Source organism: Halomonas sp. SS10-MC5, from assembly GCF_015992245.1.
GTDB lineage: Bacteria > Pseudomonadota > Gammaproteobacteria > Pseudomonadales > Halomonadaceae > Halomonas > Halomonas sulfidoxydans.
This window is the reverse complement of record NZ_CP065435.1, coordinates 3,280,269-3,300,401: the sequence shown is the minus strand read 5'-3', so window position 1 is coordinate 3,300,401 and position 20,133 is coordinate 3,280,269. Positions and strand designations below refer to the sequence as shown.

The following is a 20,133-nucleotide window of genomic DNA, read 5'->3' as shown; positions in this document are numbered from 1 at the left end:
GATGAGTCCCAAGCGCTATCTGCCGATACTGCAGTGGCTGCCAGGCTACGGGCGTGCAACCCTGGCAAGCGACCTGCTGGCAGCAGTCATCGTGACCATCATGCTGATTCCTCAGTCGCTGGCCTATGCCATGCTGGCCGGCCTGCCACCCGAAGTGGGGCTCTACGCCAGCATCGCACCATTGGCGGTCTATGCCGTGTTCGGCACCAGTCGGACCCTGGCGGTGGGACCAGTGGCGGTGGTCTCGCTGATGACAGCGGCAGCAGTGGGACAGATCGCCCCCCAGGGCTCACCGGAATACCTCGGGGCGGCGCTGGTGCTGGCGCTGATGTCGGGGCTGATTCTAACCCTGATGGGAATTGCCCGGTTGGGCTTCCTGGCCAACTTTCTCAGTCATCCGGTCATCTCGGGGTTCATTACCGCCTCGGGGCTGATCATTGCCGCTAGCCAGTTAAAGCATGTGCTGGGTGTGGAGGCCAGCGGTCATAACCTGCTGGAGCTATTGGTCAGCCTGGGTGGCAGTCTGGAGGGGGTAAACGGGCCTACGCTTGTCATCGGCTTCGCCGTTTTGGCGTTCCTCCATGTTGCCCGCCGTTGGCTCAAGCACGGCCTTGGGAAGCTGGGCATACCCGCACGTCCCGCGGACATGCTGACCAAGGCGGCGCCGATACTGGCCGTCGCCGTCACCGCCCTGGCGACTTGGTCGCTGGGTCTGGATGCGCAGGGCGTGGCCGTGGTAGGTACGGTGCCGGCAGGCCTGCCGCCACTGACCCTTCCCGGATTCGATGGGGAGCTGTGGGGCCAGCTGTTCGTGTCAGCATTGCTGATCAGTGTGATCGGCTTCGTGGAGTCGGTCTCGGTGGGGCAGACCCTCGCCGCGAAGCGGCGCCAGCGCATCGACCCGGACCAGGAGCTGGTGGGCCTGGGCACCTCGAACATTGCCGCGTCGCTGACCGGCGGCATGCCGGTGACCGGTGGCTTCGCCCGCTCGGTGGTCAATTTCGACGCGGGCGCCGAGACGCCAGCCGCCGGTGCATTCACCGCCGTAGGCATCGCCGTCGCCGCGCTGCTGTTGACCCCGCTGATTGCCTACCTGCCGATCGCCACGCTGGCGGCGACCATTATCGTGGCCGTGCTCTCCCTAGTGGACATCAAGGCCATGCGGCACACCTGGAACTACTCACGCTCCGATGCCCTGGCCATGTTCGCCACCGTTGGTGTGACGCTCGGTCATGGGGTGGAGAGCGGCATCCTCGCGGGGGTGGGGCTGTCACTGGCGCTGCATCTCTACAACACCAGCCGTCCCCATAGCGCGGTGGTGGGCCGGGTGCCGGGTACCGAACACTTTCGCAACGTCAAGCGACATCGAGTCGAGACAGATCCGCGCCTGGCCATATTGCGAGTCGACGAGAGCCTCTACTTCGCCAACTCACGCTACCTGGAAGACTTAGTGATGTCGTTGGCGGCGCGTGAGCCTGGGCTGGAACACATCGTGCTGGCTTGTCAGGCAGTCAACCGGATCGATGCCTCGGCATTGGAGAGTCTGGAGGCGATCAATACCCGCTTGCGGGATGCTGGGGTCAAGCTGCACCTGGCGGAGGTCAAGGGGCCGGTGATGGATCGGCTCAAGCACACTGACTTCTGCCATGACATGACGGGCCTGGTGTTTCTCAGCACCTTCGATGCCTGGCGTTACCTACGCGGCGAAACACAATCCCCTGGAACGTCATGCGGTGGAGTGGAGTCCGCACCGCTGACAATGGGGACGGAATGAATCTGAAAGAAACGGGAGGAGTGACGTGGATTGGAGCGCAAGTTTGCAAGGACTGGTCGGTGGCGTACTCATTGGGCTGTCAGCTGTCTGGTTGATGGCCACGTTGGGACGCATTGCCGGTATCAGCGGCATCGTCGGTAGCCTGGTGACCACCTTGCCCAAGGGAGACAGCGCCTGGCGAGTGGCCTTCGTGCTGGGCCTGATCAGCGGTCCTTTATTGCTCATGCTGACAGGAGGGGGGCTGGGTAACGTGGCCGGAGAACCCGGTGAGGTAGTTGGACAGCCGGCTGGTGGCGTGGGGCTCATGCTCGTGGCCGGCCTTCTGGTTGGAGTCGGCACCGGCCTGGGTAGCGGCTGCACTAGCGGCCACGGTGTCTGTGGCTTGGCGCGGCTGTCGCCCCGCTCGATGGTGGCCACTGCGACCTTCCTGGCATGCGCCATCGTGACTGTCTATGTGGTGCGGCACGTCATTGGAGGTGGGGCATGAAGACGGTCATGGGTTACATCGCTGGGCTGCTGTTCGGCCTAGGTCTGGCACTTGCCGGCATGACCGACCCCGCGCGCGTGCTGGGCTTTCTCGACCTTTTCGGCGCCTGGGACCCGACCTTGATGTTCGTCCTCGGCGGCGCCGTGGTGACGACCTTCATTGGCTACCGTGTCGTATTCCGTCGTGAGCGGCCAATGCTGGGCGAGACCTTCCAACTGCCGACCCGTCAGGATCTGGATGGCCGGCTGATCGGCGGTGCCGCCCTGTTTGGCATCGGTTGGGGGCTCTCCGGCTACTGCCCCGGGCCGGCCATTGCTTCCATCGCCGGGCTTACCGCCCCGCTGTTCGCCATGCTGGTGGCGATGGTGGCGGGCTGGTTCCTGGCACGCGCGTTTCCCGCTCGTGGCTGAGGACTGGTTGATGCTGCCCTTTTTGCCTGAGTGAGGACGCTCACCCTTGGCCAAGCGTTCCCGTCGCTTAACGCAGCGTTAATTCTTGCGCGGCGGGATTTCGCACAACGCTTGGGTTTCATTATGCATGTGTTGCTCGTCGAGAATGACGAACTGTTGTTCCGAGTAAGTAATCAGGTGTCAGACGTCGATTCCGGGTTACTGACGCAGGTCACGCATCGCTTCTGGCGAAACGGTATGCAACAGGGCAGTGGCCTTGGCTTGTCTATCGTGGCGGCCGTCGCAGCGCGCTTTGGTGGCAGCGTGAGCTTCCGTTGCCTCACTGAGGGTAGTTTCGAAGCTCGATTGACGCCGCCATTCGTGCGGCACCAGGGGGGTTCGGTAACCCCGGACCAATGACCCACAAGGGATCCATAACAACGACGAGAGTAATGCGAGATGACGATCGTGAATAGCGTAGTCAGCCTCGGCCTGATGCTTGGCCTGATGGCCGGGCCGGCCCTGGCCCAAGAGGGAAATCCGCAACGCGGTGAAACTGCCGCCGCCGCTTGCGTGGCCTGCCATCAGGCGGATGGCAGCGGAAAGCATATGGACGGGGGAGAGTCCTGGCCGCGCCTGGCGGGGCTAGATGCCGCTTACATCGCCAAACAGCTGCAGGATTTCAAGGCGGGCCGACGGCAGAATGCCACCATGCAACCCTTCGCCAACATGCTCGACGACCAGCAGGTCGCTGATGTGGCTGCCTATTACAGCCAATTGCCCGTCACCGAGGCAGGGGGAGGTGGAGACGCCGACGAGGCGCTGCTCGCGCGAGGTGAGCAACTGGCGCAGCGGGGCGATTGGAATGCCTATATCGTGTCGTGCAAGAGCTGCCACGGTCCTGGTAATCAGGGGGCAGGAAGCACGTTTCCTGGAATTGCCAGCCAGCACGCCGGCTACATCGAGACTCAGCTACGCACCTGGCAAACCGGTGAACGTGACAACGATCCGCAGAACCTGATGGGCTCCATCGCCAAGCGAATGAGCGATGAAGATATCCGAGCCGTGGCGGCATGGCTCTCGCGTCAGCACTTGGCAACAAAATGAGGGGGCAGAGCATGAACAGAAGATCGATTGGCCTGGCTCTGACCGGCGTGGTTCTGGCGGGGGGCGTGAACGCCGGTGTCTGGGCGGAATACGAAACCCTCGTTGAAATGGGTTATCCCGCTCCCAAGGAGGGCGAGCTGGTGCACGTACCACCGACCATGGAGGACCTCGAGGAGGCAGACCTGCATCCCGAGCTGAAGAAAGTGATTCGGCGCGGGCATGACCTGTTCACCAATACCCAGCAATTGCGCGGCGTGAACGTTTTCAATGACATGAACTGCTCGAGCTGCCACTTGGGCGAGGGGCGCCAGCCATTTAGCGGGCCGGTATGGCCGGCTGCCGTCACGCTGCCCGATTTCCGCGGCAAGAACCAGCACGTCAACAACCTGGAGGAGCGCATCGCCGGCTGCTTCGCCTATTCAATGAACGGTTCTCCACCCATTTATGGCAGCGATGACATGGTGGCGCTTTCAGCCTACCACCAGTGGCTGGCTACTGGCGTGCCCATGTATCCGCAGCAGCCGATATATGGGAGGGGTTTCCCGCGTCTCGACGAGCCTGAACAGGCCCCTGACTATGCGCGCGGCGAGCAGATTTACCAGGAGCAGTGTGCGATCTGCCACAGCGAGGACGGCTCCGGTCTCTACGAGAATGGCGAGTATGTCTTTCCGGCTCCGTGGGGTGACGGCTCCAATAATTGGGGGGCGGGCATTGCGCGGACCTTCACCATGGCCGGATTCGTCAAGCACAACATGCCGCTCGGCCAGCCTATGAGCCTGACCGATCAAGAAGCCTGGGATGTCGCCCTTTACCTCACCAGCCAGGAGCGGCCACAGGACCCACGCTATACCGGCGACGTCCGGGAAACTCGTGAGCGCTTCGAAGCCACATTCCACAAGAACACGCTTTATGGAACCGAGCGTGAACACGACGGGGTGTTGCTGGGAGATCACTCCAACACGGGAGAGAAAGGAGAGGTTAGACCCTGGAATGTCGGGATGCCGCGCTTCGAGAACCTCGAGGATTGATGACGGCAAGAGGATTGCCCCGCCCGGCTCTAGCCGGCGGGCAATCCCCTAAGGGACGATTCAAGGTGCTTCGCCGCCCATCATCTCCACCAGGCGCGCCTCGTCGGGCATGCCATCCACCCGCTCCAGACGTCCATCGAGCAGGAAAAGAGTGCTCGGCGTAGCGTAGAAACCTAGTTCCTCGAACAGCTGATTGTTGCGGTAGACCTGGTCCTCGATGTTTCGGGGCTGGGCCGACGGCGCCACGTCGTTTCCGCTGCTGTGGCGGTGCAGCGCCGCTGACGGCTCGTCGGCACCCAGCAGGGCAGCCGCTTTCGCCGGGCTGTCGGGTTCCAATATGCCCACCATGATATGGCGCAGCTGCACCTCGCCGGCCTCCACCCAGGGCCGCGCAGCTTCCCAGAAACGATGACAGTAAGGGCAGTTCGGGTCGGTAAAGGTATAGAGGGTGCGTGGGGCGTCTACGCTGCCGTCGGCGATCCAGTGGCTCTCTTCGAGCCGGCGCCAGAGTTCGTTCTCCTGGGGAGCGCGCACCAGTTCGTCCAGCGGCGCCTCGGAGAGGTCGTTGCCTTCGGCATCGACCAGGGTTCCGACGATGGCGTGTTCGCCATCGGCGGTCACGAACACGGTCATCTCGCGGCCTTGGTGGCTGGCGGCATAGCCCGTCAGGCCACCGGGAGCGGGGAAATCGCCATGGATCTCGAGGCCCTCGGCAATCAGCGCGCGAACGGGAGGCGGCCAGTCGTCGGCCCTGCTATCGGGGGCGGCGGCAAGGGTGGCGAGGGCCGTCGTAAGCAGTGTGAAGCGAAACACCATGTCGATTTCCTTGAAAGAAGCTCCTGTCGGCGGAGCAGGGACCGTTCACCGCGCAGCGAGACCGCCTGGCGTGTCGGGTTGACGCATCCGGGCACTGACCGTGGGCGTCATAGTATGCTGTGCGCTGCATTTTCCTGGCGCATGCCAACGATACAACAAAGGAGTCCCGTTATGATGCTGCCTCGTGCTCTGCTGGTCGCCGCCGGTCTGTCGCTGGTATCGCTGACGGCGCTGGCCGACCCGCTGGTGGTGGAGGATGCGCAGGTACGCGCCGTGCCGCCCGGCTCGCAGACCTCCGCCGCCTTCATGACGCTGCGCAACCCGGGGCAGCATGACGTGGTGCTGGTAGCCGCGGAAACGCCGGTGGCGGAGGCGGCGGAGCTGCACGACCATCGGGACGTGGACGGGGTGATGCAGATGCGTCGGGTGCCGCAGATCGTGGTGCCGGCCGGTGGCAGTACGGAGCTGGCGCCTGGCGGGCTGCACATGATGTTGATCGGACTGGTCGCGCCGCTGGCGGAGGGCGAGCCCGTCGAGATCGAGCTCCGCTTCGAGACGGGCGAAACCCAGCGGATCGAGGCCCCGGTCCGACGTATCGTCGCGGACGCCGCGCAGGCCGGCCACACGCAGGGGCATGCGCACTGAGGCTGCCCCGTCGAGGTCCGGGGCCGGCGATGCTGGGCGGCCAGCGGGTGAACGGGTACACTATCGCCCAACGAGTTCACCCTTGTGACCCTGCGCGGCCTCGCGGTCGCCCCGCTCCACGTTCGGACCGATACCATGCATTGCCCCTTCTGTGGCGCCCATGACACCCGTGTGACCGACTCCCGCCTGGTGGCCGAGGGCGATCAGGTGCGCCGTCGTCGCCAATGCACCGATTGCGGCGAGCGTTTCACCACCTACGAGACCGCCGAGCTGGTGATGCCCAGGGTAGTGAAATCCGACGGTTCCCGGGAAACCTTCGACGAACACAAGCTGCGCGCCGGCATGCTGCGTGCGCTGGAGAAGCGTCCGGTCAGCGCCGAGGCCATCGAGGCCGCCGTCGAGCAGATTCGCCACCGCCTGCGGGCCAGCGGCGAGCGCGAGATCCAGGCGCGCGACATCGGCGATGTCGTCATGCAGGCTCTCAAGCGCCTGGACCAGGTGGCCTACATTCGCTTCGCCTCGGTCTACCGGCGTTTTCAGGACATCGATGAATTCCGCGCCGAGATCGACCGTCTCGCCCAGGAACCCGGCTTTCCGCCCGGCACCGCCGACGACTAACGCCGAGGAGAGAGATGGCCAAGCCGACCGATGCCGCCTGGATGGCACGTGCGCTTCAGCTCGCCCGCCGCGGCCTCTATACCACGCACCCCAACCCGCGCGTCGGCTGCGTGCTGGTCAGTCACCGGCGCCTGGTCGGCGAGGGCTGGCACCTGCGCGCCGGCGAGCCACATGCCGAAGTCCATGCGCTGCGCATGGCCGGTGAGGCGGCCCACCGTGCCACCGCCTACGTCACGCTGGAACCCTGTTCGCACCATGGGCGTACCGGACCCTGCGCGGTGGCGCTGATCGAGGCCGGCGTCGAACGGGTCGTCGTCGCCATGCAGGACCCCAACCCCGAAGTGGCCGGGCGCGGTATCGCCATGCTGCGTGAGGCAGGGATCGAAGTCGAGGTGGGGCTCCTCGAGGAGGAGGCGCGCAAGCTGAACGTCGGCTTCGTCTCGCGCATGACTCGCCGGCGACCGTTCGTGCGCTTGAAGATGGCCATGAGCCTGGACGGCCGCACCGCCATGCAGTCGGGTGAATCGCAGTGGATCACCGGCCCCCAGGCACGGGGCGAGGTACAGCGGTTGAGAGCCGCCGCCAGTGCGATCATGACCGGCGTCGATTCGATCATCTTCGACAACTCTCGCCTGACGGTACGGGCTTCGCAGCTGGGCCTCGACGACGCCGATGCCATCGCCGCACGCCAGCCGCTGCGGGTGGTGGTCGATACGCAACTGCGCCTGCCGCAGGCGGCGGCCTGCCTGCGCGAGCCGGGGCGCACGCTGGTGGCGACCGTGCCCGGGCACGAGCCGCAGCGCCGCGCCCGTCTGGAGGCGGCCGGCGCTGAGGTGGTGGTGTTGCGCGCCGGCAAGGATGGCCGCGTCGACCTCGCCGTGCTGATGCACTACCTGGCCGAACAGGAGCTGGTCAATGAGCTGCTGCTGGAGACCGGCGCCACGCTGGCCGGGGCGATGCTCGATGCCGGCCTGGTCGACGAGATGCAGCTGTTCGTGGCACCGACGCTGCTCGGCGGCGAGGCGCGGCCGCTGTTCGCCCTGCCGGGCCTGACACGCATGGCCCAGCAGCGGCCGCTGGAGATCCTCGACATCCGCGCCGTGGGACGCGACTGGCGGATCACGGCGCGACCGGAGCACCGGCAGGACTGAGGGGAGGGTACTCGCTACTGGCGCCCGAAGCCGCGCCAATGTACTCGCTACTGGCGCCCGAAGCCGCGCCAATGTACTCGCTACTGGCGCCCGAAGCCGCGCCAATGTACTCTGACGCCCATTCAAGTGGTGCGATATGGTCGGCAACGTGCTGTTGCGCTGCCCTATCGCCCAGGAAGTCGATCGACATTCGGAGATTCCAGCGTGCAATCTTCCCCCGGGGGCCTGGCTCCCATCGAAGACCTGATCGAGGACATTCGGCAGGGCAAGATGGTGATCCTCATGGATGATGAGGATCGCGAGAACGAAGGCGATATCATCATGGCCGCGGAGAAGGTCGAGGCCGAGCATATCAACTTCATGGCGCGCCATGCGCGCGGCCTGATCTGCATGCCGATGACCCGCGAGCGCTGCGAGCGCCTCAAGCTGCCGCTGATGGTCAGCGACAACGGTTCCGGCTTCGGCACCAAGTTCACCCTCTCCATCGAGGCCGCCGAAGGCGTGACGACCGGGATCTCGGCCGCCGACCGCGCACGTACGGTGCAGGTGGCCGCGGCGCGCAATGCCCGTGCCGAGGACATCGTTCAGCCCGGCCACATCTTCCCGCTGATGGCGGAGCCGGGCGGCGTGCTGCGCCGTGCCGGGCATACCGAGGCGGCCTGTGACCTGGCCGCCCTGGCCGGCTTCGATCCCAGCGGCGTGATCTGCGAGATCATGAACGACGACGGCAGCATGGCGCGGCGCCCGGAGCTCGAGCGCTTCGCCGCCGAGCACGGCATCAAGATGGGCACCATCGCCGACCTGATCCACTACCGCATCCACAACGAGCAGACGGTCGAGCCGGTGGAGTCCACGCTGGTCGATACGGCCGTCGGCAAGCTGACCCTGCACATCTTCCACGATCGGATCCAGAATGCCCACCATGTGGCGCTGGTGAAGGGGGAGCCGAGCCCCGATGTTCTGACCACGGTACGGGTGCATCTGGCCGACACCATGCGCGACCTGCTGGGGCTGCAGAAGAGCGAGAGCCGCAACTGGACGACCCACAGCGCGCTGGAAGAGATCGCCCGGGTCGAGCACGGCGTGTTCGTGCTGCTCGACGATGGCCGCCCGCACCAGGACTTTCGCGACCAGTTGGAGGTATTCCTGGAGCGCCGCCGCCTGCCTCGCACCAGCGACTCCGACGGTGCCGGCAACTACCTGACCATCGGCACCGGTTCGCAGATACTGCGACACCTCGGCGTGGGGCGCATGCGACTGCTCAGCTCGCCATGGAAGTTCTCGGCGCTGTCCGGTTTCGACCTCGAGGTGGTCGAGCTGATCGCACCGGGGGATGAGGGGGCGGTCGCCGAAGGCTGAGCCGACGCTCTTTCCATGTACAAGGGGGGCCGGCACCAGTTGCCGGCCCGCGCGACTTCAGCCGGAACCTATCGTTTTTCAGCAGGATCATTTTCAGGAATCAGCGATGCATACCCTGTCTCAACTGGAAGGCAACTTCGTCGACGTCGACGGTCGTTACGTGATCGTGGTGGGGCGTTTCAACCATCACGTGGTCGATAGCCTGGTCGAAGGCGCCGTGGATAGCCTGGTGCGCCACGGCGTGGAGGCCGAGAACATCGATATCGTTCACGTGCCGGGGGCCTGGGAGCTGCCGTTGGCAGTGAAGCGCGCCCTGCAGGTGGCGCGTCCCGACGCGGTGATCGCCCTCGGCGCGGTGATCCGTGGCGGCACGCCGCACTTCGAGTACGTGGCCGGTGGCTGCAACGCGGCGCTGGGCAACCTCCAGCTCGAGTTCGAGACGCCCATCGCCAACGGCGTGCTGACGGTCAACTCGATCGAGCAGGCCATCGAGCGCTCCGGCACCAAGGCCGGCAACAAGGGCGCCGAGGCCGCCATGGCCGCCATGGAGATGGTGTCGTTGCTGCGTGGTTTCGGTGACAACCAGAGCGGAGAAGCTTCATGAGTGAATCGCGTCCGCAGCGCACCCCGTCGGCAGGCCAGCAGGCACGGCGCGCGGCCCGCGAACTGGCGGTACAAGGCCTCTACCAGTGGCACATGACCGGCAAGTCGGCGACCGCCGTGGAGGCCGAGTTCCGCAGCCAGCTGCCCGATGACGACCTGGAGGATCACGAGAACTGGGCCAAGGTGATGCAGATCGCCGACCTGGCCCTGTTCCACGAGCTGCTGCACAACGTGGTACGTTTCCGTGACGACCTGGATGCCGCCATCGCGCCTCTGCTCGACCGCCGCCTGGAAGACCTCGACCCCATCGAACTGGCCATCCTGCGCCTGGGCGCCTACGAGCTCAGCCGCCGGCTGGACGTCCCCTACCGGGTCGTGATCAACGAAGGCGTCGAGCTCGCCAAGTCCTTCGGCGCCACCGACGGGCACAAGTACGTCAACGGCATTCTCGACAAGCTGGCCGCCCGGTTGCGTAGCGCCGAGGTCAGGGCGCGTCGCGGCTGAAGGTGCCACCGGTGGCCAGCGAATTCGAACTGATCGCCCGCCATTTCACGCCCGCTGCACCCGGCCCGGAGGCCGGCGTGCCGCTGGGCGTGGGTGACGACTGTGCGCTGCTCGCCCCGCGGCCGGGAAGGCAGCTGGCGGTCAGCGTCGATACTTCGGTGGCCGGCGTGCACTTTCCCGCCGACGCACCGGCCGAGGCAATCGGCTACCGTGCCCTGGCGGTGAGCCTGAGCGATCTCGCCGCGATGGGGGCCGAGCCGCGCTGGTGCCTCATGGCGCTGGCGCTCGAGAATGACGACGAGGCGTGGCTGGCGGAGTTCGCCCGCGGTTTTCATTCGCTCTGCCAGGCCAGCCATGTCGCGCTGGTGGGGGGCGACGTGACCCGCGGCGAACTCGCCGTCGGGGTCACGGTGATGGGCGAGGTGCCGAACGGGGAAGCGCTGTCCCGCGGCGGAGCCCGAGCCGGCGACGTGCTGGCCGTGACCGGTGCGCTCGGCGGTGGGGCCGGTGGGTTGGCGCTGTGGCAGCGCGGCGAGCGTGACCTCGGCCACCCGCTGCTGGCCCGCTACCTCAAGCCGACCCCGCGGCTCGCAGCCGGCCAGGCGCTGCGCGGCCTGGCCCGTGCCGCCATCGACATCTCCGACGGCCTGCTGGCCGATCTCGAACACCTCCTCGCGGCGTCGGGCGTGGGCGCCGGGCTCGAGCCCGAGGCGCTGCCGCTGGCGGATGGCCTGGTCGAGGCGCTGGGCGAGGCGGCGGCCAGTCGCGCCGCGCTGTGCGGCGGCGACGACTACGAACTTCTGGTCAGCCTGCCCCGCAGCGCCCTGGAGGAGGCCAGGCGTCGCCTGGCGGCGCAGGGGCTGGCGCTGACCGCGATCGGTACGGTTCGTGGCGAGGCCGGTATCTCGGGCGTCGCCCTCGAGGGTAGCCATGGCTGGCAGCACTTCCGCGGGGGCGGGTCATGAACCGCTGCCCGCCGAGCGTCTGGCGGCGCCCCGTCCACTTCTTCGCCTTCGGCCTGGGCAGCGGCGGCGTGCCCTGGGCGCCGGGCACCTTCGGTACCCTGGCGGCGATCCCCTTCTACTGGCTGCTCTCGGAGCTGCCGCTGACCTGGTATCTCTCGCTGGTGACGGTCTCCTTCCTGGCCGGCGTGTGGCTATGCGACAAGACCTCGCGCGACCTCGGGGTCCACGATCACTCCGGCATCGTATGGGACGAGTTCGTCGGCTACTGGATCGCCATGGCCGCCGTCCCGTTCTCCTGGGAAGCGGCGCTGTGGGGCTTCGTGCTGTTCCGCATCTTCGACGTGTTCAAGCCATGGCCGATTCGCTGGGCCGATCGGCGCGTGGCGGGCGGGTTCGGCATCATGATCGATGACGTCCTGGCTGCCATCTACGCCTGGAGCACGATGCACCTGTGGCTCTGGTTGCACTAAGTTACCTATTGTTGAACGGGCTGGCGCAAGGAAACCGACAGGGAGGCGAACGCTATGCGCAAGGAACGGCTCATCGTCCCGCTGCTGGTCGTGGTGGTGCTGGCCTGGCTGGCGGGGCAGGCGGTCTCGAGCTGGCTGTTCGAGCGAGAAATGGCCCGTACGCTCACCGACCTGGAGGCGCGCGGGGAGATCGACATCAAGCGCGTGGACGTGGAGCAGGGCTGGTGGTCCTCGACCGGGCGCATTCTCCTGGCGCCGCTGTTCGGCCAGACGTGGCAGCTGGAGCTGACCTATCATGCCCGCCATGGCGTGCTCAGCACGCAGCTCGACGGCGAGGCGATGCTCCGCCATGGCCCCGACGGTGACAATCTGTTCGGCGATTCGCTGGCCTCTTCTCCGCCCCAGTGGGAGGCCAGCTACCACACCCTGAACGGTGCCCTCGAGGGCGGGATTCAGCTGTCCCCTCTGCGTATCACCCAGCAGCAGCGCGAGCTGACCTTCGAAGGGGGGCGCCTGCGCTTCAGCGGCGAACAGGGCGACTGGCGGCTGCGCGCCCAGCTGGAGGCGTGGACGCTCAGCGACGGTGCCGTGCGGCTGGAAATCGGTCCCGCCACGCTCAACAGCCAGTATGCCTATACCGAGGGAGCGCACGCCTTCACCCAGGAGGACCGCCTGCTGGTCGAATCGCTCTCCTGGCACCAGCCCCAGCTCAAGCTCGATGCCACCGCCGTGCGCCTGGCAAATCGGGTCTCGCTGGACGACCAGGAGCTGCGCATGCAGCTCGACCTCGACCTGGGCGAGATCCACACCGCCGAGCAGGTCCTGTTGACCGGGCAGGTAGAAGCCGAGCTGTCGCGGCTCAATGCCGATGCGATCCGCAGCACCATGTCGCGGCTGCGTGAGCTGGCCGCCAGCGGTCGCCACGCTGGCGACCGCGAGGCGCTGCTGGCCGAGCTCGAACCCTACCTGCTGGCGATCCTGCAGGACTCGCCGCGTCTCGACCTCAAGCGCCTCGAGCTGGACAGCCCGATGCTGGGGCTGGCGGCGCGCGTCGATGGCGCGCTGTTCTTCGACGGCCGCCGGCTGGAGGCACTGAGCCTGACCGACCTCGACCAACCCGAAGCCAAGGAGCGCTGGCGGCGGCGCCTCGACGGCGACTTCACCTGGTACGAGCTGCCTACCGTGGTTGCCCTCTGGCTCGGCTTGCCACTGGATACCCGCACGCTCGAGGTCGACGTCGGGCGGGGCCAGGTGCGCGTCAACGGCCGCCCGCTGCCGCCCCTGTGGCGCTGAAGAGGCGCGGCGTCCTTTTCTTTCGCAGGCAAATGATACGCCCGACTTGAAGTTGGCCGCCGTCGCCCGCATTGCTCAGCTCAGTGTGTACCGGCTTTCCTAGCTTCAGGACGAGGTCTTCATGAGCGAGCATGATCAGGACGAACACAACTGGCGGCAGGCGCGGGCGGGCTCCGACGAGGCGCTGGGTTCCGATGGCGAGGTGGACGAAGTCGCCAACGCCGTGATTCCGGCCAGTGACTACCTGCCCGAGCGCATCTACCTGCTGCCGATCCACAACCGCCCCTTCTTTCCCGCCCAGGTCCAGCCGCTGGTGATCAACCGCGAGCGCTGGGAGGAGACCATGCGCCGGGTCGGCAATACTCCCCACCAGACGTTGGGGGTGGCCTTCGTCGGCGACCGGGCGGTGGACGAGCTCGGTCATGAGCATTTCCCCGAGATCGGCACCGCGGTCAAGGTGCACAAGATGCACGGCGAGGAGGGGCAGCTGCAGTTCATCGCCCAGGGCCTGCGCCGCTTCCGCATCCAGCGCTGGCTGTCGAAGGAGCCCCCTTTCCTGGTCGAGGTCAGCTATCCGCGCGAGCCGGTCAAGGCCGACGAGGACGAGACCCGCGCCTACGCCATGGCGATCATCAATGGCATCAAGGAGCTGTTGCCGATCAACCCGCTCTACGGCGAAGAGCTCAAGCACTACCTCAACCGCTTCAGCCCCCACGAGCCGGGGCCGCTGACCGACTTCGCCGCCGCCATCACCTCGGCCAAGGGGCGCGAGCTGCAGGCCGTGCTCGAGACGCTGCCGGTGCAGGCGCGCATGGAGAAGGTGCTGCCGCTGCTGCGCAAGGAGATCGACGTTGCCCAGCTGCAGACCGAGATCAGCGAGCAGGTCAATGCCCAGATGCAGGAGCGTCAGCGCGAGTTCTTCCTGCGCGAGCAGCTCAAGGTGATCCAGCGCGAGCTGGGCATCTCCAAGGATGACCGCGAGAACGACGTCGATACCTTCCGCGACCGACTGGAGGAGCTGACGGTGCCCCCCAAGGTGCTGACCCGCATCGAGGAGGAGCTCGACAAGCTCTCGGTGCTGGAGACCGGCTCGCCGGAGTACGGCACCACGCGCAATTACCTGGACTGGCTCACGTCGATGCCGTGGGGCGTGCGCAGCCAGGACCAGCTCGACCTGGCGCACGCCCGGGCGGTGCTCGACCGCGACCATGACGGCCTCAAGGACGTCAAGGAGCGCATCATCGAATTTCTCGCCGAGGGCACCTTCAAGGGCGATGTGGGCGGCTCGATCCTGCTGCTGGTCGGCCCGCCCGGGGTGGGCAAGACGTCGGTCGGGCGTTCCATCGCCGAAGCGCTGGGGCGGGAGTTCTACCGCTTCTCGGTGGGTGGCATGCGCGACGAGGCCGAGATCAAGGGGCACCGCCGCACCTACATCGGCGCCATGCCGGGCAAGCTGGTCCAGGCGCTCAAGGAGGTCGAGGTCGAAAACCCGGTGATCATGCTCGACGAGATCGACAAGCTGGGCAAGTCGTTCCAGGGCGACCCGGCCTCGGCCCTGCTCGAGGTGCTCGACCCCGAGCAGAACGTCGACTTCCTCGATCACTACCTCGACGTGCGCCTGGATCTCTCCAAGGTGCTGTTCGTATGCACCGCCAACGCGCTCGACACCATCCCCGGTCCGCTGCTCGACCGCATGGAGCAGATCCGTCTGTCGGGCTACATCGCCGAGGAGAAGATGGCCATCGCCAAGCACCACCTGTGGCCCAAGCTGCTCGAGCGCGACAGGATCCCGAAGAAGCGCATCAACCTCACCGACGCGGCGCTGCGCCAAGTGATCGAGGGTTACGCCCGTGAGGCCGGCGTGCGACAGCTCGAGAAGCAGCTGCACAGCATCGTGCGCAAGGCCGCGGTCAAGCTGCTCGAAGGCGAGCAGGCCTCGGTACGCATCTCGGTCAAGAACCTCGAGGAGTACCTCGGGGCGCCGCTGTTCCGCCAGGAACAGGTGCTCAAGGGCGAAGGCGTGGTCACCGGCCTGGCCTGGACCTCCATGGGCGGCGCCACGCTGCCGATCGAGGCCGGCAAGGTGCACTCGCTGACCCGCGGCTTCAAGCTGACCGGCAAGCTCGGCGAGGTGATGCAGGAGTCGGCCAACATCGCCTACAGCTACACCCTGGGTCACCTCGCCGAGTACGGGGTCGATACCGACTTCTTCGACTCCGCCTTCGTGCACCTGCACGTGCCCGAAGGCGCCACGCCCAAGGACGGTCCCTCGGCGGGGGTGACCATGGCCACGGCGCTGCTGTCCCTGGCGCGCCACCAAGGCATCGACCGGCCGCTGGCGATGACCGGCGAGCTGACCCTGACCGGCCAGGTCCTGCCGGTGGGCGGGATTCGCGAGAAGATCATCGCCGCCCGGCGCAGCAGGATCTTCGAGGTGATCCTGCCCGAGGCCAACCGCCGCGACTACGAAGAATTGCCTGACTTCCTCAAGGAAGGTATGACGGTGCGCTTCGCCAAGCGTTACCGCGACGTGGCCAAGGTGGCGTTTGGTATTTGACCCCAGTGACGTCGAGAACGGCGCTATGGAAGTGCCATGGAAGCGCTGTGCAAATTGTGCAGCGTTTCCCTACATCGAGACGTTGGCGCCGCCATCCACCACCAGCGTCTCTCCGCTGACGAAGGTGTTCTCGGCGCAGGCGAGGAAGGCCACGGCCCTGGCCACCTCGCCGGCTTCGGCCACCCGGCCGAGCGGCGTCGCTGCCTGCCAGCGCCGCCGCGATTCGGACTCGGCATCCTGCATGCCCACGCTGACCGGCCCCGGGGCTACGGCGTTGACCAGGATGCCGTGGGGGCCCAGTTCCACCGCCAGGGCGCGAGTGAGCGCCAGCATGGCGCCCTTGCACATGGCATAGGCCGAACGCTCGCTGGTGGTACGCAGGCCATGGGCCGAGGCGACGATGACGATACGCCCGCCGCCACCGGCCATCATCAATCGGGCGGCGGCCTGCAGTGCCTGGTAGGCGCCGCGGACGTTGACCGTCAGCATTGCGTCGAGCGCGTCGGCCGGCACCTCGACGAAAGGCCCGCGCTGGATCACGCCGGCGGCGCTGACGAACACGTCGAGCCCGGCGCCCCGCGCCTCGATCCCGGCGAAGGCGGCGGAGATATCCTCGGGGCGGCCCAGGTCACAGCCGACGAAGGCGCATCGCTGCGGCCAGGCGTCGACCAGGGGCGCCGCCGTCGCGCGTCGCTCCTCGCGGTCCAGGACATGAACGAAATCGCCCGCCGCGAGCAGCTGTTCGACGATGGCGCTGCCGATTCCTCCGGCGCCGCCGATTACGGCCGTGGTACGCATGGCTAATCCTAAATTTCCCTTGCGCCAAAAAATCGGCATTATAGTCTTTTGCAGGATGTTTCCTAATAAATGCGTCATCCTGAAACACTACAACAAGTGCATCGTCAACGACTGCTGGACACTCGAGGAAGAATCACATGCCGCATCCCAAGCACGCCTTCACCCGCACCCTGCTGGCATCGGCCACCGCCGTGCTGGTGGGCGCCACCGCACTGTCCGCCCAGGCCGAGACCCGTGTGACCTACAAGTCCGCCTCGGCGGGTACCGCCTATTATCAGATGGGCGTCGAACTTTCCGAGGCCATTCGCCAGGGCACCGACGGTGAGGTCGTGCTGACCCTGGAAGAGAGCCAGGGCTCGGTGCAGAACGTCATGGAGGTGATGGCGCGCCAGGGCAACTATGTCTTCACCACGCCGCCGGGGCTGGTCGAACAGGCCATGGCTGGCGAAGGCCCCTTCGCCGAACGGCAGAGCCCGCGCTTCGAGGAGATTCGCGGCCTGTTCCCGATTCCCTCCATCACCATGCACTTCGTGGTGGCGGGCGACGCGGGCGTGATCGCCCTCGAGGATCTCGAGGGCAAGGAAATCCTCATCGGTCGCGGCACCTTCGGCGCTCGCGAGGCCGAACGCTATCTCGAACTTTTCGACCTGCAGGACAAGGTGGAAGTGGCGGATGCCGAGATCGGCAGCGGCCCGGATGCGTTGAAGAATGGACAGATCGATGCCTTCGTCACGGCAAGCTCTTTCCCCACCCCCAACGTAATCGAGACCGCCGCCAGCATGCCGGTCAGCCTGGTCAGCCTGACCGACGAGCAGATCGAACAGACCGGCGCGGCGCGTCAGACCATCCCGGCTGGCACCTATAACGGCATCGATGAAGCGGTCGAGACCACCTCGCTGCCGGTGATCGCCTATACCACGACCAACATGGACGAAGAAACCGCTTATACCCTGACCAAGACGTTCTGGGAGCGCCGCGATGCCATGGCCGAGGAGTCGCCCTGGTGGGGTGGTATCACCCCTGACATGATCGGCAACATTGCCGGCACCCTGCACCCGGGGGCCGTGCGCTATTACGATGAAGCCGACATCGAGATTCCTGACGACTTGCGTTAACCCTGCCGGCCAGCCGGCGAGCTTCGCCGCTGGCCTTTTTCAAGGCTTCCTTATGCCACTGACGTTATCTTCCCCGGCGGCCGGCTCGGTCGTCGGCGACGGTTTGCCGCGCACGCATCCCGCCTGGGTGATCCTGGGCGCGGTCACTGTCATCTTCCATCTCGGTTTGATTTTTTACGGTCTGGCCCCTGCCTTGGTCAGCCGGCCGATCCACATGGCGCTGGCACTGCCCTGGATCCTGATTCATGCGGCGCGAACCCCTTATGAACGCGGCAGCGGTTGGCTGCTGACCCTGCTGGGTATTGCCGCCTGCGGTTACATCGCCTTCAACGAGGAGGCGTTGGCGAGCCAGTACGGTTTCATCGATACCCATTTCCAGATGCTCGTCGGGGCATTCTTGATCGTACTGGCGCTGGAAACGGCCCGTCGGGCGATCGGCTGGCCGCTGCCGCTGGTGACGCTGGCGGCACTTCTCTATGGCCTGTTGGGCGACATGGTGCCCGGCCAGTTCGGCCACCCAGGGCTGCCGATACAGAGTTTCGTCGGCACCCTGACCATCGCCGAGGGAGGCCTGTGGGGCAAGTTGACGGGGGTCAGCGTCGGCGTGGTAGCGGTTTTCGTCATTTTCGGCGCGGTGCTCAACGCCGGCGAAGCGGGTCGCGGCTTCATGAACATGGCCAGCGCCGTCGCCGGCCGCCTGACCGGTGGCGCAGCCAAGGTGGCGGTAATCTCCTCGGCGCTCATGGGCTCGATCTCCGGCTCGGCCTCGGCCAACGTGGCCTCCACCGGGGCCATCACCATTCCCTCCATGGTGCGCCTGGGCTATCCGCGCGCCCTGGCCGGGGGCGTCGAGGCGGTGGCTTCCTCCGGCGGGCAGATCATGCCGCCGCTGATGGGGGCGGGGGCGTTCGTCATGGTCGAACTCACCGGCACGCCCTACACCCAGATCATGGCCGCGGCGCTGCTGCCGGCGATCCTCTACTTCGCCACCGTGTGGATGGGCATCAACGCCTACGCCACCCGCCACGACCTGCGCCCCATGGCGGCGGGAGATCGGCCCGGCGGCAGGGAGGTGGCGATCACCTCGCTGTTCTTCGCCGTGCCCTTCGTACTGCTGCTCGAACGCATCTTTCTCGGCGGCTACACCCCTCAGTACGCCGCCAGCATTGCCATCTTCGCCGGCATGCTGCTGCTGTTCTTCGACGTGAACCTCACCTTCTCCCTGCGCGGTTTCGCCTCGCGCATGGCCGAGGCGGTGGTCACCGCCGGCCGCCAGGTAGCGGTGATCGGCGCCATCATCATCTGTGCCTCGCTGGTGATCGGCGTGCTCTCGCTGACGGGGCTCGGGGTCAAGATCACCTCCGGCATCCTCTCGCTGTCGAACGAGATGCTGTGGCCGGCGCTGCTGCTCACCGCGCTCGCCTGCCTGGTGCTGGGCATGGAGGTGCCGACCACGGCCGCCTACGTGATCTGCGTCTCGGTGGCGGGGCCGGCGCTCACCGCGCTGGGGCTCGAGCCCTTATTGGCGCACCTGTTCGTGTTCTGGTTCGCGCTGCTCTCGACCATCACGCCGCCGGTATGCGGCGGGGTGTTCATCGCCGCCGGCATGGTCGGGGAGAACTGGCTCAAGGTGGCGATGAAAGCCATGGCATTGGGTATCGGGCTCTACATCATTCCGCTGGCCATGGTCGCCAATCCCGATGTGATCCGCCTGGCCTTCGATCCTCTCTGGGCCGTTTTCGATGCGCTCAAGATCGCGCTGGGCCTCGCCGCCATCTCCTACGGGGTGATCGCACGGCGCGCAGCGTGGCTGCGGGTGGTACTCGTGGTGGCCGGCGCGCTGGTGATCTTCGCCTTTTGAGATGAGCCCTTGGGAGAAACGGGATGATCATTGCCACGCTGGGCCCCGAAGGAAGCAACCATGTGCTGGTGCTGCGCCGCTATCTCGACACCCGCGGGCTTGCCGCTGCGCAGGTGAGGCTGTTCGAGGGCTTCCCGGCGGCGTTCGCGGCGCTGGTGGCGGGCGAGGTGGATCGGGTCCTGCAGTGCACGGCGCACTTCAGCCACGCCGACTGCGTGGGGCGCTACATGCACCGCGCCTTTCCAGTGGATGCCTTCGTCGCCGGTAGCCATCCGCTGGCACTGCTGGCGCGACGCGAGATCGCCGCGCCGCGTCGGGTGGCGCGCCAGCCGGCCACGCGCTACTACACCGACCTCTCGGGCTTCGAGGAGGAGATCGATGCGCCCACCACGGTGGCGGTGGCCGAGGGGCTGCTGGAAGGCCGCTTCGAAGCGGGCATCTGCGCCCGTCAGACCCTGGAGGCACACCCGGACACGCTGCGCCTGGTCGAGGACCTGGGCCCGGCGCTGGACGTCTGGGTGCTGTATGGCACCGAGCCGTTACCCGACGACAGCCCGCTATTGGTCTAGCCGCCCCGGCTCGTGCATGACAGA

21 protein-coding genes are annotated in these 20,133 nt (G+C 66.5%); 19 read left to right on the top strand and 2 right to left on the bottom strand.

The genetic code is table 11. The features are described 5' to 3' along the window. Nucleotide 1: 1 nt before the first annotated feature. The 6 genes from I4484_RS15410 (at nucleotide 2) to I4484_RS15390 (ending at nucleotide 4,785) form a co-directional block, all read left to right on the top strand. A complete protein-coding gene (locus tag I4484_RS15410; RefSeq protein WP_197448118.1) occupies nucleotides 2-1,774 on the top strand; it encodes a SulP family inorganic anion transporter in 1,773 nt (590 codons plus the stop codon). Between the two features lie 25 nt (nucleotides 1,775-1,799). Further along, nucleotides 1,800-2,261 (top strand): YeeE/YedE family protein, encoded by a 462-nt coding sequence (locus tag I4484_RS15405; protein ID WP_197448117.1) that lies wholly within the window; start codon nucleotides 1,800-1,802, stop codon nucleotides 2,259-2,261. Continuing rightward, nucleotides 2,258-2,671, top strand: a complete 414-nt coding sequence (locus I4484_RS15400) for a DUF6691 family protein (protein ID WP_197448116.1) — start codon at nucleotides 2,258-2,260, stop codon at nucleotides 2,669-2,671. Before I4484_RS15405 ends, I4484_RS15400 begins: the two co-directional genes overlap by 4 nt. A gap of 123 nt (nucleotides 2,672-2,794) precedes the next feature. After that, complete coding sequence (locus tag I4484_RS21085) at nucleotides 2,795-3,070, top strand: ATP-binding protein (protein ID WP_330932871.1); 276 nt, start codon at nucleotides 2,795-2,797, stop codon at nucleotides 3,068-3,070. A gap of 39 nt (nucleotides 3,071-3,109) precedes the next feature. Then, on the top strand, nucleotides 3,110-3,757 hold the full coding sequence (locus tag I4484_RS15395) for a cytochrome c (RefSeq protein WP_197448115.1): 648 nt from the start codon (nucleotides 3,110-3,112) through the stop codon (nucleotides 3,755-3,757). An 11-nt stretch (nucleotides 3,758-3,768) separates the two neighbouring features. Next, nucleotides 3,769-4,785: a c-type cytochrome gene (locus tag I4484_RS15390; RefSeq protein ID WP_197448114.1), complete on the top strand. Its 1,017-nt coding sequence runs from the start codon at nucleotides 3,769-3,771 to the stop codon at nucleotides 4,783-4,785. A 60-nt stretch (nucleotides 4,786-4,845) separates the two neighbouring features. Here the strand turns inward: I4484_RS15390 and dsbG are convergent, their stop codons facing one another. Further along, nucleotides 4,846-5,601, bottom strand: a complete 756-nt coding sequence (gene dsbG, locus I4484_RS15385) for a thiol:disulfide interchange protein DsbG (protein WP_197448113.1) — start codon at nucleotides 5,599-5,601, stop codon at nucleotides 4,846-4,848. 171 nt (nucleotides 5,602-5,772) lie between these two features. Here dsbG and I4484_RS15380 point away from each other — a divergent pair, with 171 nt between their 5' ends. From I4484_RS15380 to lon, 10 genes are all read left to right on the top strand, one after another. Beyond that, nucleotides 5,773-6,246 carry a copper chaperone PCu(A)C gene (locus tag I4484_RS15380; protein ID WP_197448112.1) on the top strand — a complete coding sequence of 158 codons (474 nt, stop codon included), beginning with the start codon at nucleotides 5,773-5,775 and terminating at the stop codon, nucleotides 6,244-6,246. Nucleotides 6,247-6,381: 135 nt separating this feature from the next. Next, nucleotides 6,382-6,864 (top strand): transcriptional regulator NrdR, encoded by a 483-nt coding sequence (nrdR, locus tag I4484_RS15375; protein ID WP_197448111.1) that lies wholly within the window; start codon nucleotides 6,382-6,384, stop codon nucleotides 6,862-6,864. A 14-nt stretch (nucleotides 6,865-6,878) separates the two neighbouring features. Further along, nucleotides 6,879-8,015, top strand: a complete 1,137-nt coding sequence (gene ribD / locus I4484_RS15370) for a bifunctional diaminohydroxyphosphoribosylaminopyrimidine deaminase/5-amino-6-(5-phosphoribosylamino)uracil reductase RibD (RefSeq protein ID WP_197448110.1) — start codon at nucleotides 6,879-6,881, stop codon at nucleotides 8,013-8,015. A 204-nt stretch (nucleotides 8,016-8,219) separates the two neighbouring features. Next, complete coding sequence (gene ribBA / locus I4484_RS15365; RefSeq protein ID WP_197448109.1) at nucleotides 8,220-9,374, top strand: bifunctional 3,4-dihydroxy-2-butanone-4-phosphate synthase/GTP cyclohydrolase II; 1,155 nt, start codon at nucleotides 8,220-8,222, stop codon at nucleotides 9,372-9,374. A 106-nt stretch (nucleotides 9,375-9,480) separates the two neighbouring features. Continuing rightward, on the top strand, nucleotides 9,481-9,978 hold the full coding sequence (ribE, locus tag I4484_RS15360; RefSeq protein ID WP_197448108.1) for a 6,7-dimethyl-8-ribityllumazine synthase: 498 nt from the start codon (nucleotides 9,481-9,483) through the stop codon (nucleotides 9,976-9,978). After that, nucleotides 9,975-10,481 carry a transcription antitermination factor NusB gene (gene nusB, locus I4484_RS15355; protein WP_197448107.1) on the top strand — a complete coding sequence of 169 codons (507 nt, stop codon included), beginning with the start codon at nucleotides 9,975-9,977 and terminating at the stop codon, nucleotides 10,479-10,481. Before ribE ends, nusB begins: the two co-directional genes overlap by 4 nt. A gap of 11 nt (nucleotides 10,482-10,492) precedes the next feature. After that, a complete protein-coding gene (gene thiL / locus I4484_RS15350) occupies nucleotides 10,493-11,446 on the top strand; it encodes a thiamine-phosphate kinase (RefSeq protein ID WP_197448106.1) in 954 nt (317 codons plus the stop codon). Beyond that, nucleotides 11,443-11,916 (top strand): phosphatidylglycerophosphatase A, encoded by a 474-nt coding sequence (locus tag I4484_RS15345; protein ID WP_197448105.1) that lies wholly within the window; start codon nucleotides 11,443-11,445, stop codon nucleotides 11,914-11,916. The genes thiL and I4484_RS15345 overlap by 4 nt, the downstream gene beginning before the upstream one ends. A 54-nt stretch (nucleotides 11,917-11,970) precedes the next feature. Beyond that, on the top strand, nucleotides 11,971-13,209 hold the full coding sequence (locus I4484_RS15340; protein ID WP_197448104.1) for a DUF945 family protein: 1,239 nt from the start codon (nucleotides 11,971-11,973) through the stop codon (nucleotides 13,207-13,209). 121 nt (nucleotides 13,210-13,330) lie between these two features. Further along, nucleotides 13,331-15,766: an endopeptidase La gene (gene lon / locus I4484_RS15335; protein WP_197448103.1), complete on the top strand. Its 2,436-nt coding sequence runs from the start codon at nucleotides 13,331-13,333 to the stop codon at nucleotides 15,764-15,766. Nucleotides 15,767-15,835: 69 nt separating this feature from the next. On the opposite strand, the gene I4484_RS15330 is transcribed toward lon, so the two are convergent. Further along, nucleotides 15,836-16,564, bottom strand: a complete 729-nt coding sequence (locus I4484_RS15330) for an SDR family NAD(P)-dependent oxidoreductase (protein WP_197448102.1) — start codon at nucleotides 16,562-16,564, stop codon at nucleotides 15,836-15,838. Nucleotides 16,565-16,701: 137 nt separating this feature from the next. Here I4484_RS15330 and I4484_RS15325 point away from each other — a divergent pair, with 137 nt between their 5' ends. From I4484_RS15325 to I4484_RS15315, 3 genes are read left to right on the top strand one after another with little or no spacing between them, the layout of a single operon-like run. Next, complete coding sequence (locus I4484_RS15325; RefSeq protein ID WP_197448101.1) at nucleotides 16,702-17,679, top strand: TAXI family TRAP transporter solute-binding subunit; 978 nt, start codon at nucleotides 16,702-16,704, stop codon at nucleotides 17,677-17,679. 52 nt (nucleotides 17,680-17,731) lie between these two features. Beyond that, the gene (locus I4484_RS15320) at nucleotides 17,732-19,540 is read left to right on the top strand and encodes a TRAP transporter fused permease subunit (protein ID WP_234283732.1); all 1,809 of its coding nucleotides are present in this window, start codon (nucleotides 17,732-17,734) and stop codon (nucleotides 19,538-19,540) included. A 23-nt stretch (nucleotides 19,541-19,563) separates the two neighbouring features. Next, nucleotides 19,564-20,109: a hypothetical protein gene (locus I4484_RS15315; RefSeq protein WP_197448100.1), complete on the top strand. Its 546-nt coding sequence runs from the start codon at nucleotides 19,564-19,566 to the stop codon at nucleotides 20,107-20,109. Nucleotides 20,110-20,133: the final 24 nt, after the last annotated feature.